General features: G+C 62.7%; 14 protein-coding genes. 3 read left to right on the top strand and 11 right to left on the bottom strand.

Translation table 11 applies throughout. The features are described from left to right. Positions 1–4: 4 nt before the first annotated feature. From G7067_RS06455 to G7067_RS06465, 3 genes are all read right to left on the bottom strand, one after another. Positions 5–1039 (bottom strand): agmatine deiminase family protein, encoded by a 1035-nt coding sequence (locus G7067_RS06455; protein ID WP_166322876.1) that lies wholly within the window; start codon positions 1037–1039, stop codon positions 5–7. A gap of 86 nt (positions 1040–1125) precedes the next feature. After that, positions 1126–1623: a DUF2510 domain-containing protein gene (locus G7067_RS06460; protein ID WP_166322878.1), complete on the bottom strand. Its 498-nt coding sequence runs from the start codon at positions 1621–1623 to the stop codon at positions 1126–1128. Positions 1624–1634: 11 nt separating this feature from the next. Next, positions 1635–2606 (bottom strand): ornithine cyclodeaminase family protein, encoded by a 972-nt coding sequence (locus G7067_RS06465; protein WP_166322880.1) that lies wholly within the window; start codon positions 2604–2606, stop codon positions 1635–1637. A 72-nt stretch (positions 2607–2678) separates the two neighbouring features. On the opposite strand from G7067_RS06465, the gene G7067_RS06470 reads away from it, so the two are divergent. After that, the gene (locus G7067_RS06470) at positions 2679–3029 is read left to right on the top strand and encodes a nuclear transport factor 2 family protein (RefSeq protein WP_166322882.1); all 351 of its coding nucleotides are present in this window, start codon (positions 2679–2681) and stop codon (positions 3027–3029) included. A gap of 19 nt (positions 3030–3048) precedes the next feature. Here G7067_RS06470 and G7067_RS06475 read toward each other — a convergent pair whose 3' ends face one another. The 3 genes from G7067_RS06475 to G7067_RS06485 are packed head-to-tail and all read right to left on the bottom strand — an operon-like array spanning position 3049 to position 8567. Further along, positions 3049–3519 carry a flavodoxin domain-containing protein gene (locus G7067_RS06475; RefSeq protein ID WP_166322884.1) on the bottom strand — a complete coding sequence of 157 codons (471 nt, stop codon included), beginning with the start codon at positions 3517–3519 and terminating at the stop codon, positions 3049–3051. A gap of 20 nt (positions 3520–3539) precedes the next feature. After that, positions 3540–4847, bottom strand: coding sequence for an FAD-dependent oxidoreductase (locus G7067_RS06480; RefSeq protein ID WP_166322886.1), 1308 nt, complete (start codon positions 4845–4847; stop codon positions 3540–3542). A 21-nt stretch (positions 4848–4868) separates the two neighbouring features. Beyond that, a complete protein-coding gene (locus G7067_RS06485; RefSeq protein WP_166322888.1) occupies positions 4869–8567 on the bottom strand; it encodes a multifunctional oxoglutarate decarboxylase/oxoglutarate dehydrogenase thiamine pyrophosphate-binding subunit/dihydrolipoyllysine-residue succinyltransferase subunit in 3699 nt (1232 codons plus the stop codon). Positions 8568–8897: 330 nt separating this feature from the next. Here G7067_RS06485 and G7067_RS06490 point away from each other — a divergent pair, with 330 nt between their 5' ends. Further along, positions 8898–10244 carry a hemolysin family protein gene (locus G7067_RS06490; RefSeq protein WP_166322890.1) on the top strand — a complete coding sequence of 449 codons (1347 nt, stop codon included), beginning with the start codon at positions 8898–8900 and terminating at the stop codon, positions 10242–10244. Then, on the top strand, positions 10241–11287 hold the full coding sequence (locus G7067_RS06495; RefSeq protein WP_166322892.1) for a hemolysin family protein: 1047 nt from the start codon (positions 10241–10243) through the stop codon (positions 11285–11287). Before G7067_RS06490 ends, G7067_RS06495 begins: the two co-directional genes overlap by 4 nt. Before the next feature lie 42 nt (positions 11288–11329). Here the strand turns inward: G7067_RS06495 and G7067_RS06500 are convergent, their stop codons facing one another. The 5 genes from G7067_RS06500 to G7067_RS06520 all read right to left on the bottom strand — a co-directional run bounded on the left by G7067_RS06500 (position 11330) and on the right by G7067_RS06520 (position 16939). After that, the gene (locus G7067_RS06500; protein WP_166325516.1) at positions 11330–12538 is read right to left on the bottom strand and encodes an IS110 family RNA-guided transposase; all 1209 of its coding nucleotides are present in this window, start codon (positions 12536–12538) and stop codon (positions 11330–11332) included. 279 nt (positions 12539–12817) lie between these two features. Beyond that, positions 12818–13405 (bottom strand): hypothetical protein, encoded by a 588-nt coding sequence (locus G7067_RS06505; protein ID WP_166322894.1) that lies wholly within the window; start codon positions 13403–13405, stop codon positions 12818–12820. 83 nt (positions 13406–13488) lie between these two features. After that, positions 13489–14772 (bottom strand): ABC transporter permease, encoded by a 1284-nt coding sequence (locus G7067_RS06510; RefSeq protein WP_244301306.1) that lies wholly within the window; start codon positions 14770–14772, stop codon positions 13489–13491. Continuing rightward, a complete protein-coding gene (locus tag G7067_RS06515; protein WP_166322896.1) occupies positions 14769–15461 on the bottom strand; it encodes an ABC transporter ATP-binding protein in 693 nt (230 codons plus the stop codon). Before G7067_RS06515 ends, G7067_RS06510 begins: the two co-directional genes overlap by 4 nt. 5 nt (positions 15462–15466) lie before the next feature. Then, on the bottom strand, positions 15467–16939 hold the full coding sequence (locus tag G7067_RS06520) for a peptidoglycan-binding domain-containing protein (RefSeq protein ID WP_244301307.1): 1473 nt from the start codon (positions 16937–16939) through the stop codon (positions 15467–15469). Between the last annotated feature and the right edge of the window lies 1 nt (position 16940).

Raw genomic sequence — 16940 nt, forward strand, 5'->3', positions numbered from 1 at the left:
CTGCCTAGGCCTTCGCGTGAGCTTTGGGCTGTTGCTGGGTAATGCAGTGAATACCGCCGCCGCGAGCGAAGAGTGGGCGGGCATCGATCCCGATCACCTCGCGTCCGGGATACACCTCGCGGAGCGTCTGGATCGCTTGCTCGTCCGCCCGGTCCTCGAACGCACACGCCAGCACCGCGCCGTTGATGACCAGGTGGTTGATGTAGCTATAGTCAACAAATCCCTCATCGTCTCGGAGGGTGGTCGGTGCGGGGAGGTCGATGATCTCAAAATCAGCCGAGGTATCGTCGCGGTAGCGTTCCGCGACCTCGCGATTGGCGCGCGCGATCTGCTGATCGGGGTGCGCGTCTGAGTCCTGGCGGTGCATGAGTAGAATGTCGGGGCTTGCGAACGCCGCGAGAATATCTGAGTGACCGCGCGTACCGAAGGTGTCGTGATCCCGTGTCAGGCCGCGCGGCAACCACATCGCGCTCGTCGTTCCGATGGTCCGCGCAAGCTCCGCCTCGACCTGCTCTTTGCTCCAGCCGGGATTCCGGCCCGGATCCAGTTGCACGGTCTCGGTGAGGATCACGCGGCCGGTTCCGTCCACCTGGATCCCACCGCCCTCGTTGGTCATCTCGGAGTCGATGAGCGTGGCACCCGCAGCCTCGGCGACGATCCGGCCGATGTGTTGGTCTTTGTCCCACTCGGCCCAGTCCTGGCTGCCCCAGCCGTTGAAGACAAAATTGACAGCGCCAAGTTCACCGTTTTCGCCGAGGACGAAGCTCGGGCCGATGTCGCGCATCCAAGCGTCGTTGAGCGGCGCGACAAGACGGTCGATCTGGCCAGAGAGGTACTTCGTGGCGATCTCTTCGTCGCCGGGGTTCAGCACCACCGTGACGGGCTGGAAGTCGCTTGCCGCATTCGCCACTGCTGCCCAGGTGCGCCTGGCTTCCTCGGCCTCGGCTTCGGTGTCGCCGAGGGTGTAGCCGGTCGTGGGCCACGCCAGCCACAGTCGTTCCTGCTCGTGCCCTTCGATGGGCATACGCCAAGTGGTCATATCGTGCTCCTTGAAAGTATTTTCAGTAGACCCAGTCTATCGCCTCTCGAGATGAAGGGCTGAAAGCTTTGGGAGCGTGCCCGGCGTCAGAGAACTGACAGCACGAGGCCGGCGATCGCCAGCCCAAGCCCGGTGCCGGTCACATTCGAACGAACAATTCCCATGATCGAGAGCACGAGCCCTGTGATCGAAAGCGCCCCGTAGAAAAGCAGGCCGAGAAAGGGGATGAGGACGATCGGCATGAACACGAATGACACGAGCCCGAGAATAAACCCTGCCGTGGCGAGGCCGTTGCTGTCGCCTGTGCGCGGCGGGGACACGGTGATTCGAGTGGCCGCCATATACGCCAGGTGCTGCTGATACGCGAGATTTGGATCGCTGTGCGCTATCTGAGTCGCCGCCGGGACATAGGGAGCGACCGCGTTCGACTGCGCGGCATATTGCGGGGCCGTGGCGGGGGCGTATGCCGCGACGGGTGCTGCGTGCGGTGCAGCAGCAGTGTGCTTGGTCCAGGCGACACCGTCCCAGTAGCGTGAACTGCCGTTGGAATCGGGGTACCATCCCGGCGCGGGAGAGTGAGTCATGGGAGTCAACTCTAGCGCACGGCAGTCAGCCTCCAGATCTCGGTCGCGCACACGAGATCCTGCCAGGACATGCCGACGCCTGAGTAGAAGGCCGGGTGCCCATCTCGGCGACGGAAGCCCCCCAGGACGGCCTCGCGCAGATTCTTGGGCGCATTTCGGCCTTCCCAATCAGCGGGGGACAACGCGGTCGAAAGGTTCCCGTTTTCTCGCGCGGCCGAGCGGCGACCCTCGACGAGAACGTCGGCGCGGCGGACGAGGGCGTCGTCAACCTCGCGCCGATTGCGCCCGTGAGTGCCAACGGCGGCAACGATGGCGTTGGAGGCGACCGAGGAGCCATGAAAGATCGGTGTGTCAGAGCTGGTGGTACAGAGGATCACGTTGGCATCGTTCAGCGCCTCGTTCACGGGGCCCGACACGGCGCGAATACTGAGCCCCCTGGTACTCTCGGTGAGTGAATTCACGAGGGCGCTGACTCGCTCCGGGCTGCGGCCGCTGAGTTGAAACTGCGCCCCGGGAAAGGCCGACTGCATCGCCAACACATGGCCCTCGGCTTGCACTCCCGCACCGAACACCAGCACGCGTGGCTCGTCGGGAAGCCGATTCGCGGGTGAAGCCGCGGCGGCGAGTTGCTTGACCGCGGTGATGGTGACCGCGGGCGTCCGGATCGCGGTGAGGCTTGCTCCCTCAAAGATCGCAACGGGGGAGAGAGTGTCTGAATCGATGAGGATGTAGAGTCCCTGAATCTTTGGCAAGCCCCGTGCGGGGTTCTCCGGGGCGACGGTCAGTGCTTTCAAGCCGCTGAACTGTTCCCCCTGGGCGGGCATGAGGAGAAATTCGCCGTCCGGTGCGGGACTAAAGATCCTGGGGGCATCGATTTCGGGATCGAGTCCCGCGCGCAAGCTCTCCTCGATCGCATGGATGGCCTGACCAAAGGGCAGGGCGCTGCGAACCGCGGCGGCGTCGAAGTAGGGGATACTGCTCACGCTGTCATCGTAGTGGCGTGAGTGTGCGCTGCTGTCCTAGCTGGCCGTGATTCGTCCGGTTACGATTGCCTCATGGAAGACGAAGTGAGAGCAGCGGTCCAAAAATACGTCGACGGTTGTGCTGCGGCCGACCCTGTGATGGTGCGCGATGCGTTCGATGAGCATGCTGTCATGTGGGGATACCTGGGGTCAGACTACGCGACCATGAGCGGTGCCGAATTCGCTGCGAACGTGATCGCGACGGCGGCACCCGCGGCAGAAAGCTACGCGGCAAATATCCACAGCATTACGGTGACCGGAGACGTCGCCCACGCCGTACTCGACGAGCGGCAGTTCTTAGGCGCCGACTTCCGCAATTATTTCGGGCTCGTGCGCCGGGATGGCACCTGGCGGATCACCAGCAAGGTGTTCACCACGGTCTAGGGAAGATGGGTGGCAGCAACTATACGCTGGCACCCTCGGATGCGCGCGCGGCCTCAAGTATGCCGGGCAGCCAAGCAAGCGCCACATCACTGCCGAGATCCCAAGATGAGGCGTCGTGGCGGCCATACTCGCCAAGGCGTTCCCCGCCCTGCGCCTGGAAGCGACGATCGATTTTCTCGCTGCCCTGGCTGTAGGTGTCCTTATAGAAGCTGTCACCCAGGCCAAAGACCGCGTACCGCAAACCTCTCAAGTTCGGCGGAGCTGCGTCAAACGCCTCCGCGAAGGAGATGGCGGTGTCTGGAAGGCCTCCGTCACCATGGCTCGAGCACACGATGATGGTGAATCTTTCGGGGCTGAGATCGGCGGGGTCAAAATCCTGCATGTCTGAGACGATGACATCTGACTCGGTCTCAAGAAGTTTGGCGCCAAGGTCCTCGGCGATGAGTTCCGAGTTACCGGATTCAGTGCCGAAGAGAACGGTGAATTTCACTGGGCGGTTTTCCTTTCCTGTCACGCGGTGCTTGCGGGATCTGACGCCTCACCGCGTGCAATGGCGACCATGCGGTCGTGCTCTGAAATCTTTTGCCGGATGCGATCCGAGGGAGCATGTTCGCGTTCGTGCGCCTCAAGTGTGAGCCACTGCTCATAGTTGATCGCCACGGTACTGACCCGGGCGGGGAGCCCGGAGAAGCCGAGTCTACTCGCCAAAACCGGGAGCTTCCCCGATGCGATATCGGCGGTGATTTCTGCGGCCACAGCTTTTGCGCAGGCTCGGTTTTCCGGGATCGCACCCCGCGGACCGCGTTTCGCCCAGCCCGTCCGGTACAGGCCGGTGTCGATCAGCCCGATTTCTGAACTTGCGGATAGCAGATGTGCGAGGTGGCCGCTGGCCGCGAATCCTACCGCCGTAATAACCGAGCTTGCGGGGATCGTTACACGCTTTTCGTCGACCAGAACTTCAACACCCTCGACGTGCGCGTCGCCGAGTATTCTGCAGGGAATTGCGCCAAAGGTCAGCGACACCTGGGGGCCGGGGTGCTCGCCGCGATCGGGCGAGAGAAGCGCCTCCCACGCAGCGATCCGAGCGGCCTCGACGCGATCGAGCTCTCGCTCGGGAGCGGCTGCTTGGGGGGTGCGCGTCAGAAGACTGTCAGCAACGTAGCTCGCTCGTGGCAGCTCAGCAAGCTCGCGAATCATCAACGGGTCACCCTTTGTGAAAGGGGCGGTGGATCGGCTCACCATCGTGATCCGCAGCGCCGGATCAGAGAGGTAACTGTTGAGGGTGGGATCCGCAATGTCACTCTCGATGTAGCCGTCGCGGCCTTTCACCAGGAACCGCAGAATATCGAGTGCAACGTTGCCGGCTCCTAAAAGCACCACGTCGCTGCCGAGCGGGGGAAGCGCAGCCGGCTCATCGGGGTGCGCATTGAGCGCGCGTGTGATGGCGCCCGCCCCAATGACGCCGGGGAGCGTGCTCCCAGGAAGATCGAGGCCGCGATCAGCACTCAAACCGGTCGCTAGAATTACCGCGTCATAGGATTCGCGCAATTCATCGAGCGACACGTCACGCCCCACCTCGACGTTACCCGCGAATCGCACCGCCGGATTCTGAAAGAGCCGTTCAAACTGGCGTGTGATTGCCTTTGTATGTTGATGGTCGGCAGCGACCCCGTAGCGGATCAGCCCGAACGGGGAGACAAGCCGGTCAAACACGGTGATTGCGGAGTGGGGGAAACCCCGCAGCAAACTCTGTGCCAGATAGCAGCCGGAAGGACCACTCCCTACGATGGCGAAGTGGGGGCGCAACGCAGTCGTCATTGCGCTCCCACCCGCATCGTACTACTCGCCACTGTCGAAGCTCAGCGCCTTCGAGATGAGCGCCTCCTGCTCCACCGCATGCACCTTTGCCGATCCGGTCGAGGGAGCAGCCGAGGCCGCCCGTGACACCACGCGGATCCGATCATTGGCGAGATGCTTCGACAGCTCAAGCGAGATGAACGGCCAGGCGCCCTGGTTTTCTGGCTCGTCTTGTACCCACACCAGCTCGGCGCCCGAGTACTGTGCCAGCACACGGCCGAGCTGGGCACCCGGAATCGGGTAGAACTGCTCGACGCGAACGAGCGCGACACGGGGATCGGGGTTCTTGTCGAGGGCGACGCGCAGATCGTAGTATGTCTTGCCCGACACCAGGATCACGCGCTCAACAGCAGCTTGATCGAGTACCTGCGGATCATCCAGCACCGGCTGGAATGTGCCGTTTGTGAAGTCCTCGACGCTTGAGGTTGCGCCGCGCAAACGTAGCATCGACTTTGGCGTAAACACAATAAGTGGCTTGCGCGGGCGTGCGTAGGCCTGGCGACGGAGCAAGTGGAAATAGTTCGCTGGGGTCGAAGGGCGCGCCACGATCATGTTGTCTTCCGCGCACATCTGCAGGAAACGCTCAATGCGTGCAGAGGAGTGATCCGGCCCCTGGCCCTCGTAGCCGTGCGGCAGCAGCATCACAACCGAAGACTGCTGGCCCCACTTTTGCTCGGCGGCGGCGATGTACTCGTCGACGACCGCCTGAGCAGTGTTAGCGAAGTCGCCGAACTGCGCTTCCCACACCACCAGGGCATCCTCGCGCTGCAGCGAGTAGCCGTACTCGTAGGCGAGCGCAGCATATTCGGAGAGCAGCGAGTCGTAGATCCAGAATCGCGCCTGATCCTCGGAGAGGTTCAGCAGCGGGATCCACTCTTGACCGTTCTTGCGGTCGTGGAAGACCGCGTGGCGCTGCGCGAAGGTGCCGCGGCGCGCGTCTTGCCCCGCGAAACGAACGGCAGTGCCCTCCATGAGGAGTGACCCGAGTGCGATGAGTTCGCCAAAGCCCCAGTCGATGTTGCCCTCGCGACTCATCTCGACGCGCTTGTTCAACAGCTGCTGCAGCTTCGGGTGCACGGTAAAGCCCTCGGGCTTGTTCGCGAAGGCGTCGCCGATGCGTTCAACAACCGTCTTGTCTACTGCCGTCTGCAGCGGCGCGGGGCCGGGACCGCCAAGTTCCTTCACCTCACCGATGCCGCTCTGGTCGATGATCGGGATTGCCCCGGTCTGTGCAACGTGAGTCTCCTGGAACGCAATCTCGAGACGAGCCTGGAAATCCTGCTTGGACTTCTCATACTCTTCTTCGGTGATGTCACCGCGGCCCACGAGCGCGCTCGTGAAGATCCGCCTGGTTGAGCGTTTTGCCTCAATCAGGTCCGTCATCAGCGGCTGGGTCATCGAGGGGTCATCACCCTCGTTGTGGCCGCGACGTCGGTAGCAGATCAGGTCGATGATGACGTCGACGTGGAAGCGCTGACGGAACTCGTAGGCGAGCTTCGCGACGCGCACGACCGATTCGGGGTCATCGCCGTTGACGTGGAAAATTGGTGCTTGCACCACTTTGCCGACGTCCGAGGAATAGACGGCGGATCGCGAATCGGACGGCAACGTGGTGAAGCCGACCTGATTGTTGATGATGATGTGGATCGTGCCGCCGGTGCGGTAGCCACGCAGCTGCGACATCTGCATCGTCTCATAGACGACGCCCTGGCCCGCCATCGCCGCGTCGCCGTGGATCAGCAGCGGCAGCGTGGTAAAGGAGCCGATCGGCTTGAGGTCTTGTTTCGCGCGCACGATGCCTTCGAGTACGCCATTAACGGTCTCAAGGTGCGAAGGATTCGCTGCGAGGTGAACAGGTACCTGTGTGCCGTTTGGAGCGGTGAAGACACCGGTGGTGCCGAGATGGTACTTGACGTCTCCTGAACCGGTCTTCGTTGCTTGCGCCCCTTCGAACTCTCGGAAGATCTGACCGTAGGTCTTGCCCGCGATATTTGAGAGCACGTTCAGCCGGCCCCGGTGCGCCATGCCGATATCGACGCTGTCGACACCATCTTCTGCGGCGTCGATGAGCATCGCATCGAGCAGCGGGATCACTGACTCGCCGCCCTCCAAGCTGAAGCGTTTCTGGCCGACGTACTTTGTCTGCAGGAACGTTTCGAAGGCTTCGGCCTCGTTGAGCTTGTCGAGGATCCGCAGCTGCTCATCGTGACTTGGCTTCTGATACGGCACCTCAAGCTGCTCGCGCATCCACTTACGCTGCGCGGGATCCTGAATGTGCATGTATTCCACGCCGATTTTGCGGCAGTAGGAGTCACGCAGCACCCCGAGGATGTCGCGCAGTTTCATGGTGCGCGCGCCACCAATACCGCCAGTGACGAACTCTCGGTCGAGATCCCAGAAGGTCAAGCCGTGGGATTCGATCTCAAGGTCGGGGTGGGTGCGTTGGCGGTATTCGAGCGGATCGGTATCGGCCATCAAGTGACCGCGCACGCGGAAGGCGTTGATGAGCTCTTGCACGCGCGCAGACTTGTCAATTGCGCCGGAGATGTCGACGTGGATGTCGGAAGCCCACTGCACAGGCTTGTAAGGGATGCGCAGCGCCGCGAAGATGTCTTCGTAGAAATCGTGACCGCCGATCAACCGCTCATGCACGATCTTCAAGAATTCACCGGATCCTGCTCCCTGAATCACCCGGTGATCGTAGGTGCTTGTGAGCGTAATCGTCTTGCCGATACCGAGATTCGTGAGGACCTCGGGCGAGGATCCCTGGAACTGCGCAGGGTACTCGAGTGCGCCGGCACCGATGATGCAACCCTGGCCTTGCATGAGGCGTGGAACGGAGTGCACGGTGCCGATGCCGCCGGGGTTCGTGAGGGAGATCGTGGTGCCCTGGAAGTCGTCAGCGCCGAGCGCATTGGCGCGGGCGCGCTGCACCAGATCCTCGTAGGCCGCAAGAAACTCGTTGAAGTCGAGGGTGTCGGCGCGTTTGATCGAGGGAACCAGCAACGAGCGAGTGCCGTCGGGTTTTGGAACGTCGATGGCGATGCCGAAGCCGACATGTGGTGGGACGACGATCGAGGGCTTGCCGTCGACCTCCGCGTAGGCGACGTTCTGGCTCGGGAATTCCTTCAGCGTTTGGATGATCGCCCAGCCGATCAGGTGGGTGAAGGAGACCTTGCCGCCGCGGCTGCGACGCAGGTGATTGTTGATCACGATGCGGTTGTCGATGAGCAGCTTCGCTGGCACCGTGCGCACACTCGTCGCGGTGGGCACAGTGAGGCTCTGATCCATGTTCTTGGAGAGCGAGCGAGCCATGCCGCGAAGTGGCGTAATGTGCGCTTCCTTTTCTGGAAGCGGGATCGCGCCTGTGGTGGCAGCCTGCGGTTTTCTGGGCGCGTCGGCCGGGATCGGGGCCGTGCGTGGCGCGACGTTGGTGGTGCGCGCAGGCTGGGCTACCGTCGTGATCGGCATCGTTGTCGGTTGGGCTGCGGTGCCCGGCGGAGATTGCTGCTCAAGCGCACCGGGTGAACTCGCGTATTTCTCGAGCACCGGCCACCATGACCTGTCTACTGAGTTCTTGTCGAGCTGAAACTGTTTCCACAGCTCATCGACAAGCCAAGCGTTTGCACCGAAATCTCCTGCGGGACCGACCTGTTCGGTGGCCTCCGTGCGCTCAGCCAAAGCGACTTCCTCTCGTTGTCATTCCGCGGCACGATGAAACCCAGAGGTGGCGACACCTGTATCCGCACCGTCCATAAGCCTACGCCTTTCGCGCGCGACATGCCTCCTTGTTGCTCAGATAAGTGTGTCGCGAGCAGACTTGGGTGCTGAAGTGTTGATTTTGGGTGGAGGTGCACAGCCAGAATTCTGGGACTTCGCCCGGGATTCGGTGCGTGTGGTGAAACGAATGTGTAGGGTTAAAGGGATCATGAACCAAGACTCTCGAAGACCTTCGGACCCCCCGAGTACCTACCGCGCTTGCGCGCGGACCCTATCCGTTCGAGGTCTTCAGTGAACGACTGGATACTGTTTAGCCTCGGCATTCTTCTCACCGTTGGTACGGGAATCTTCGTCGCCTCAGAGTTCTCGCTCGTTGCGCTTGATCGCCAGGACCTTGAACGCCGCCGCATAGGCGGAGAAAACGGACTCGACAGAGTTATCCGCGGGCTCTCCCGCACCTCAACGCACCTCTCCAGCGCGCAGCTCGGCATCACACTCACGACGCTGCTCGCCGGGTACACCTTTGAGCCCGCCATCAGCGGGTTTCTCAATACCCCGCTGGCCGCCCTGGGGGTGCCTGATGAACTGCGGCGAACCATCAGCGCGCCGCTCGCGATCGTGTTTGCCACGGTATTTTCCATGATCATCGGCGAACTCGTCCCTAAGAATTTCGCTATTTCACGGCCGCTTGCAACTGCCAAGCTCGTGATGCCGGCGCAGGCTGCATTTACTGCGACGTTTAAGCCCGCCGTCGCCCTGCTCAACGGCAGCGCGAACGGGATCCTGCGCAGCATGGGGATCGAGCCGAAAGAAGAGCTCTCCGGTGCACGCTCAGCCGAAGAGCTGTCCTCTCTCGTGCGTCACTCCGCGAGTGCTGGGCTGCTCGAAGCCGATACGGCGACGCTCCTCGATCGCACCCTGCGCTTTGCCGAGCGTACCGCCGCCGACGTGATGACCCCGCGTCTGAAGATTCAAAGCCTGCAGCGACTCGAACCCGCCCAGGCGATCCTGGAACTTTCCGGTCGTAGCGGGCTGTCACGTTTTCCCGTGATCGACGAGGATCGTGACGATGTGATCGGTGTGGTTCACGTGAAGCAGGCCGTCGCTGTGCCCCGCCACAAACGCGCTGAGGTTCCGGTTGCAGCGCTCGCAGAAGACGTGGTGCGCGTTCCAGAAACCATGCGCCTCGACCAACTCCTTGAAGAGCTCCGCACGAGCGGGTTCCAGCTCGCGATTGTCGTCGACGAATACGGCGGCACTGCCGGAATCGTTACGCTTGAAGATCTCGTCGAAGAGATCATTGGAGAAGTTTCCGACGAGCACGACCGGGCAGCCGCTGGAGTGATTGGAACCGCCGACGACATGCTGTTCCCAGCGGATCTGAGACCAGACGAGGTGCTCGAACAGACAGGGATCGTGATTCCAGAAGACGACGAGTACGACACCGTCGCAGGGTTCGTGCTCCGTGAACTTGGCCGGATCCCGGAAACCGGTGACGAGGTGACTCTGCCGGATGTCGGCACCCTGCGTGTGGAACGAATGGACGGCCGCCGGATCGCGCGTCTGCGTTTCAGAAGCATCCCGAGGTCCACCGACGACCGTGAAGTGACAGACCACAGCGAAGGGAGTGACGCATGAGTGACTGGCTAGGAATCCTCTGGCTCGTGCTGTTGCTCATCGCCAACGCATTCTTTGTCGGTGCTGAGTTTGCGGTGATCTCGGCGAGACGATCCCAGATTGAGCCAAAGGCTGAAGCGGGCTCCAAGCGTGCGAAGACCGCGCTCTATGCCATGGAACATGCGACGCTGATGCTTGCGACGGCGCAGCTCGGGATCACGGTATGTTCACTTCTGATCCTGAACGTCTCGGAACCGGCGATCCACCATCTGCTCGAGGGCCCACTCGCTTGGACGGGCCTGTCTGCTGAGGTGGTCAACGTCACGGCGTTCGTGATCACGCTGCTCGGTGTCTCGTATCTCCACGTTGTGTTTGGTGAGATGGTGCCGAAGAACGCTGCGTTCTCGATGCCAGACCAGGCTGTGCTGCTGCTCGCTCCGCCGCTCGTGTGGGTGTCGCATGTGTTGCGCCACATCATTTCGGCACTCAATGCGATCGCAAACGGGGTGCTGCGCCTCTTCAAAGTCGAACCAAAATCGGAGACCAATAGTACCTTCACGCTGGAAGAGGTTGCGAGCATCGTCAGTCACTCCACCCGCGAAGGAGTGCTGGAGGACCGCAGCGGGGCCCTCACTGCTGCGTTTGAGTTCACTACCAAACAGGCGAAAGACCTGTTGGTGCCGCTCGATCGACTGGTGGTGTTGCCCGCCGGTGCTACTCCGCTTGATGTTGAAACCGCGGTCGTGCGGCACGGCTTCTCCAGGTACCTCGTAGCGGCTGCGAGCGGCGAGCTTGTCGGCTACGTGCACATTAAGGATCTGGTGCGCCTGGGTGAAAATCGGATCGCTGAGCCGATCCCGGCAAAGCGGATTCGTGAGATGGTGACGCTGCACGCTGATACCGAGCTGGAAGATGTGCTCGCGCGCATGCAGGCGCGGGGGATCCATCTCGCGCGGATTTCGAATGGCGAGGGTGTCGAGCTCGGCGTCGTCTTCCTTGAGGATGTCATCGAGGAACTGGTCGGTGAGGTGCACGACGCGACTCGGCGGAGGCGCTTCTTGTGACACGCCTCGCTCAACCGACGGAGGGTGCCCCTATGTTGTTTGTCAAGCGGCGAGGGCGGTTTCTGATTGGGTTCGTGGCTGGTAGAGGCTGCCGGTTCTGATCATTGCGTGGAGGACGTCGCAGCGGCGCCTCGCCAGTGCGATGAGTGCTTGGTTATGGCGTTTGCCTTGCGCGATCTTCCGGTCGTAGTAGGCCCGTGATTCGGGATCTCGGAGCGCTGCAAACGCGGAAAGAAACATTGCACGTTTCAGGACCTTGTTGCCGCGCTTTGAGGGGTGTTCGCCGCGGATCGAGGTGCCGGATCGGCGGGTGACGGGCGCGAGCCCGGCGTAAGACGCGAGGTGCCCGGCCGTGGGGAAATGTTTCCCGACGATCTCGGTGAGGAGTCTGGCTGCGGTCCTGACGCCGACTCCCGGCATACTCGTCAGGACCGGGTGAAGAGGGTGCGCTTCCACGATCTTCTCAACCTCGGACGCGATATCGGTGCGTTGCTGGCGGAGTTCGCTGAGTTGCTTCGCGAGCCGTGGCAGCACGATACTCGCGGCGTTCGTGCCGGTGACCGTCACGGTCTGTTGATCGAGGGCGTCGAAGATCTCCTGCGCCCATGCCCCGCCCTTGCGCGGGGCACGCTTGAGGAGCCTGGCCGCGACGCGCTTCTGCCCGGCTCGGCGCAACTCACCCGGTGATGGGTAACGCTGCAGCACATCGAGGATCGCGGGATGATCCAGACGCGGCCCGAGTACCCGTTCCAGGGTGGGATGGATCTGGGTGAGGAGACCTCGAACGCGGTTGGAGACTTGCGTGATTTGCGCGGCAAGATCATCATCGAAGCCACACAGCATCGAGAGTTCCGCGATCTGCTCATCGGCGACTTTGATCGATCGCAGAGTTGAGGGCATCGTGCGGGCGGTCTCCGCGATGATGAACGCGTCCCGTGCGTCGGTCTTCGCTTCACCGGGGTGGAGGTCAGCGACGCGGCGCATCGTGAGGCCGGGGAGATACCCGACGAGCACACCATGCGCTTGCGCGACGGCGACGGGGAGCGCCCCGATCGTGGCGGGCTGGTCAACGACCAGCAGAGCGGGGCCGTGCTCAGCGAGTTGATCTAGCACCGATATGATCTTGGCTTCGGTGTTCGGGAGCGGCTTGTCGTAGAGCTTCTTCCCGTCGCGGGTGAGCGCGACCGCGTGATGCTCGCTCTTGCCGACATCGAGGCCGATGAAGACCGCGACGTCGTCGTAGTGCTCAATGCTGTTCAAGGGGTGTTCCTCCGTCCTGCTTGTATGTGTTCGGCAGTCAGGTGGCGGTAGGCGTCGGCATCCACGTTACGAACGACCCTGCCCCGATATGCGCGGCTGTGGTCTTGCCCCTATCAGCGATCACCGACCGCCAGACCGGAGGTCGGTGACAACACCCCCCAGATCATTGGTACGACAGGGGGCAACAATCATGCCGGCCCCGGCTGGCTGCCTCACTCCTCATCCTCGCGGATCAGGAGCTACGAACAAAGTAACGGGGCTTGTGAGTGACTACTCTGCGGTGAGTTCGATGTGCGCCGAGACCTCGTTGACGTTCGCGCGACCGACGTACGACAGCAGGCTGCTCGGCACCTTAAACGTGATGTCGAATTCTGCTGCGCGGTCCGTTATCACGCTCGAGGCGAGGGTGATGGTGGCACCGCGCTGTTGAAAACCGTCAACTGAGAAGGTACCCACTGCGGTGACCACACCCTCGGTTCGTGTTTCGCGGCGAAGGATCACGGGTTCGGTCAGTACGAACGAAGCTTCGGGGAGCCCGGCGACGGAAATCGAGAGCTCCGCCTGGGTGATCACTCCATCGTGCATCACCATAAAACCAGAGGGCGAAACCTGAGTTTCAACGTCGTCGCCGAGTTGGTTGGTATGAACGGGGGAGAGGATCTCTACTTCTGACACCTGGTAAAACTGATCGGGCTGCACCGCGAGGAGATCCGAACTTGAATCGGCCCGCAATTCTACTGCGGGCGTCTCTGCGTCAGAGATTGCCGAACACGAGCTGATACAGAATGGCAGAGCAATCGATAGCGTCGCGAATACGCCAAAACTGCGGGCCGTTCGCGTAGCGTGAATGCGTGACAAGCTGTGACTCCCTGTGCGTCGGCGTACCCTTTGAGCCTACGCCCGTAACGTGTGAGCAAAGTGGGAGCGGGCTGCACGCCGCGTCACACGTCGCGCAGCGCATCAACGGGTTCGATGCGCGCCGCCTTCAGTGCAGGGTAGGCTCCCGCTGCAAGGCCGACAGCCGCACCGACCAAAACGCCGACGGGGGCCGCCCACGGCGCGAGCACCGGGGTCCACTGCTGAGTCAGGCACACAATAATGAGCCCGAAAAGCCCGACGGCCACACCGATGAGCCCGCCGAGCAAGCCCGTGGTGATTGACTCGAGCATAAATTGTCTGGCGATGTCGCGGGTTCTCGCTCCGAGAGCGCGACGCAGCCCGATTTCACCTCTCCGCTCGCCGACCGAAAGGAGCGTGACGTTGGCGATCCCAACGCCGCCACCGATGAGCGCCACGATCCCGATCGCGATGAACAGCACGTTGACGTCCGCCTCGAGCTGGGATTGCAGCTCACTCGAAGAAGGTGGTGCGGCAACCTTGTAGGCCTTCGGATCCTCGGGGTTTAACGCAATCGGCGCCTGCCTGGCGACGACGGGGCCCGCACCCACCGCGATCGAGATATCAAGGCTAGCTGGGGCACTGAGACTGAGCTCGTTGCGTGCGGTGGTGATCGGCAGAATCACCGAATCCAGCAGCGAATCCCGCGCCCCCACCTTGTCGAGGATCCCGATCACTGTGTAGGCGCGATCCTCGATAAACACGGCGGGCTGGCCGGCAACTCGGTTGATGCCGAGCTTTTCCGCGGCCCGCTCCCCGAGCACCACCACGCGGTCGCCGCGGCGTTCGTGGCCGATATCGAAGAATCTGCCCGTCCGAATGCGACCGTCAACGATGTGTTGGAGATCCGCAGAAGCGGCGACGACCGGTGGCGGAGCGACCGGTGTCGCCGAGGGGTCCTGCACCCGCACTGCATCAACCCGCAACTGGTCATCGAGTTTCGCGTAGAGCGCCGCCCGTTCAACACCCGCGAGTGGGGTGACGCGGTCAACGGAGTCCCACGGAATGCGCGAGGTCGCCCGGTCTTTGTTGCCCGGCCCCGATGAAGTTCCCGGTTCAATCGTCACCCTCGTCGCCGCGAGCGCATCAAACTTCTGAGAGATCTGCCCCGCGGCCGTCTGCGCAAAGCCAATCGTGGCGACGAGAGAAGCGATCCCGAGCACCGTGCCGAGCAGGGTGATCAGGAGACGGCCCGGTCGTGCGCCGACCCCGTCGAGTGCCTCAAACAGTAGGTCTTTGCCCGTGAAGCCTGTGCGGTGCGTGCCGTGCCCGGGCTGTTCGCCTCGGCGGGTGAAGACGGCGCGCAGCCTCCGCCAGGCCGCCCTCACGTTATCTCCAAGAGTTCGCCGTCGGAAATGCGGGCCCGGCGCTTTGCTGCAGCGGCAACGGATTCGTCGTGGGTGATCATGATGATGGTGAGACCGTCGGCGCTGAGCTCGTCAAAGAGCGAAATCACGGCCTCTGAGTTTTCGCGGTCGAGGTTGCCAGTCGGTTCATCGGCGAGCAACAGTCGAGGTGACGTGCACACGGCCCGGGCGATGGCGACACGCTGCCGTTCACCGCCGGAGAGGGTTGCGGGGGAGAAATTGAGTCTGTGTCCAAGACCGACCCGGTCGAGAGCTATGCGGGCAAGGTCCTCGCGCTCATCCCGTGGGACCCCAGCGTAGGCCGCGGCAAGCATCACGTTCGCGAGTACGCTTCGAGCAGCAAGCAGATGAAACGATTGGAACACGAAGCCGATTGCCTGACCGCGCAGTGCCGTGCGGCCGTCGTCGTCAAGCTCGGAGACATCGACCCCCTCGAATAAGAAATTCCCGGTTGTTGGCCGGTCAAGCAGGCCGAGAATGTTGAGCATCGTTGATTTCCCAGATCCAGAGGGACCCACGATCGCGAGATAGTCGCCGCGTTCCACTCTGAGATCCACCCCGCGCAGCGCGAACACCTGCGGCGGCCCCGCAAACAAGCGCGTTACCTCGCTGAGCTCGATGATGGGTGCTGAAGAGTCCTCCTGCCTCACCACGCTCACCGCCCGATCACGACCCGCGCGCCCGGCTTCACCCGGGGGTCCTCTGAGGAGACCTCGACGAAGCCGTCAGCCGCGAGACCCGCAGTGACCTTGACAAACTCGGTCTCCGCGTTCGGGCCGTCGCGCGGGTCGATGAGTAGTTCAATGCGATCCTCGCCCCCGGATCCGGCCGAGAGTGCAGCAATGGGTACCGCGATCACTTCGCCGTCGGTGGAAGCCACGGGGATCCGCAGCCGCACATTGGTCCCGCGTAGCGCATCGATCTGCTCAGAGGTGAGCTCCCCGAGTGCGAAGGTGACGGTATACCGGCCGCCTGCGCCCTGGTCTGGTTTCGCTCCGCCCGGGGCATTACCCTTGTCGTCTGATTTTGCGGCTCCCGGAGCCTCAATCTTCTGCAGGGTTGCCGCGAGTTCTTCGCCGTTCGGGCCAGCGAAGTACCCGGGTTCTCCCTCCTTTAGGAGTTCCGCATCCTGCTTGGAGACTGTACCGGTAATCGCCAGGGTCGCCCCAGACACGCTCATCGGAGAGCCAGAAAGCACATCGCCGCGCTTCGCACTTACGCTATCAACCCGCCGCGGCAGTGATGCAAGGAACACCGCTTCACTCGCGGGCAGTGTCGGCAGCGCCGCTTCCTGTGCTTTCGCGAGGGATTCTTGCGCGTCAGAGAGTGCATCCCTGGCTCCGCTGAGCGTCGCCTGCTCGCCGGCGACGTTGGCGTTGCCCGCCGCTTGGGCCTGCGCGAGTGCTGCCTCGGCCTGAGCGAGTGCGACCCGTGCGGCGCGCGCTTCCCGCTCCGCGCCGCGTACCTGCTGCGCCGCATCGCTCGTGGCAGCTTGTGCCGGGTATCCAATCTGTTCGTACATGGTGCCGAGTGCGTTCGCGGTGTCCCAGTCAAACACGTCGCTGCTGGTGTCGCCCGCCGCGTAGCCCATAGAGGTCAGCGCGACCTTCAACTGGGTCACATCGGGGCCGCGCATGCCGACGCTCAGTGTGCGATACGCGGGAAGATCCCCGGGCAGCACGATCGCCGGGCGACCTGCGATTTCCAGCGCGATGTTGCCCGCATTCAAAACCGTTCCGACCTCGGGCACGTGCCCGGTGACGACGGGGCGCTCGCCGGAGCCTGCGGTATCGATCGTCACGTCCACTGCGTCTGCGTAGCCAATTTCACCGCGTGAGACAACCGTGTTCTCAATCACCCGCTCCTCGGCCGGGGCCGTTACCGGACCCGGCTTTGGCGGCGTGGTGCGAGCGGCAAGTTCGGCAGGGGAGACGATGAACTGCATCACCGCGACTCCAAGCAGCAGCGACACCACCGCAACGCCCGCGACAAGACCCACCAAGCGTGGGCCGGTGAGGGGGCGCTTGGCGGGCGGAGCGTCTTCTGCGGTCTCGTCGTGTTCGGGGCCGTCGTGCTCGGGGGCGTCGTGCTCGGGTCCGTCCCCTGGCTCGCTGAAGAGCTTATCCACC

The sequence above is a fragment of the Leucobacter insecticola genome (assembly GCF_011382965.1).
GTDB classification, from domain to species: Bacteria; Actinomycetota; Actinomycetes; order Actinomycetales; family Microbacteriaceae; genus Leucobacter; species Leucobacter insecticola.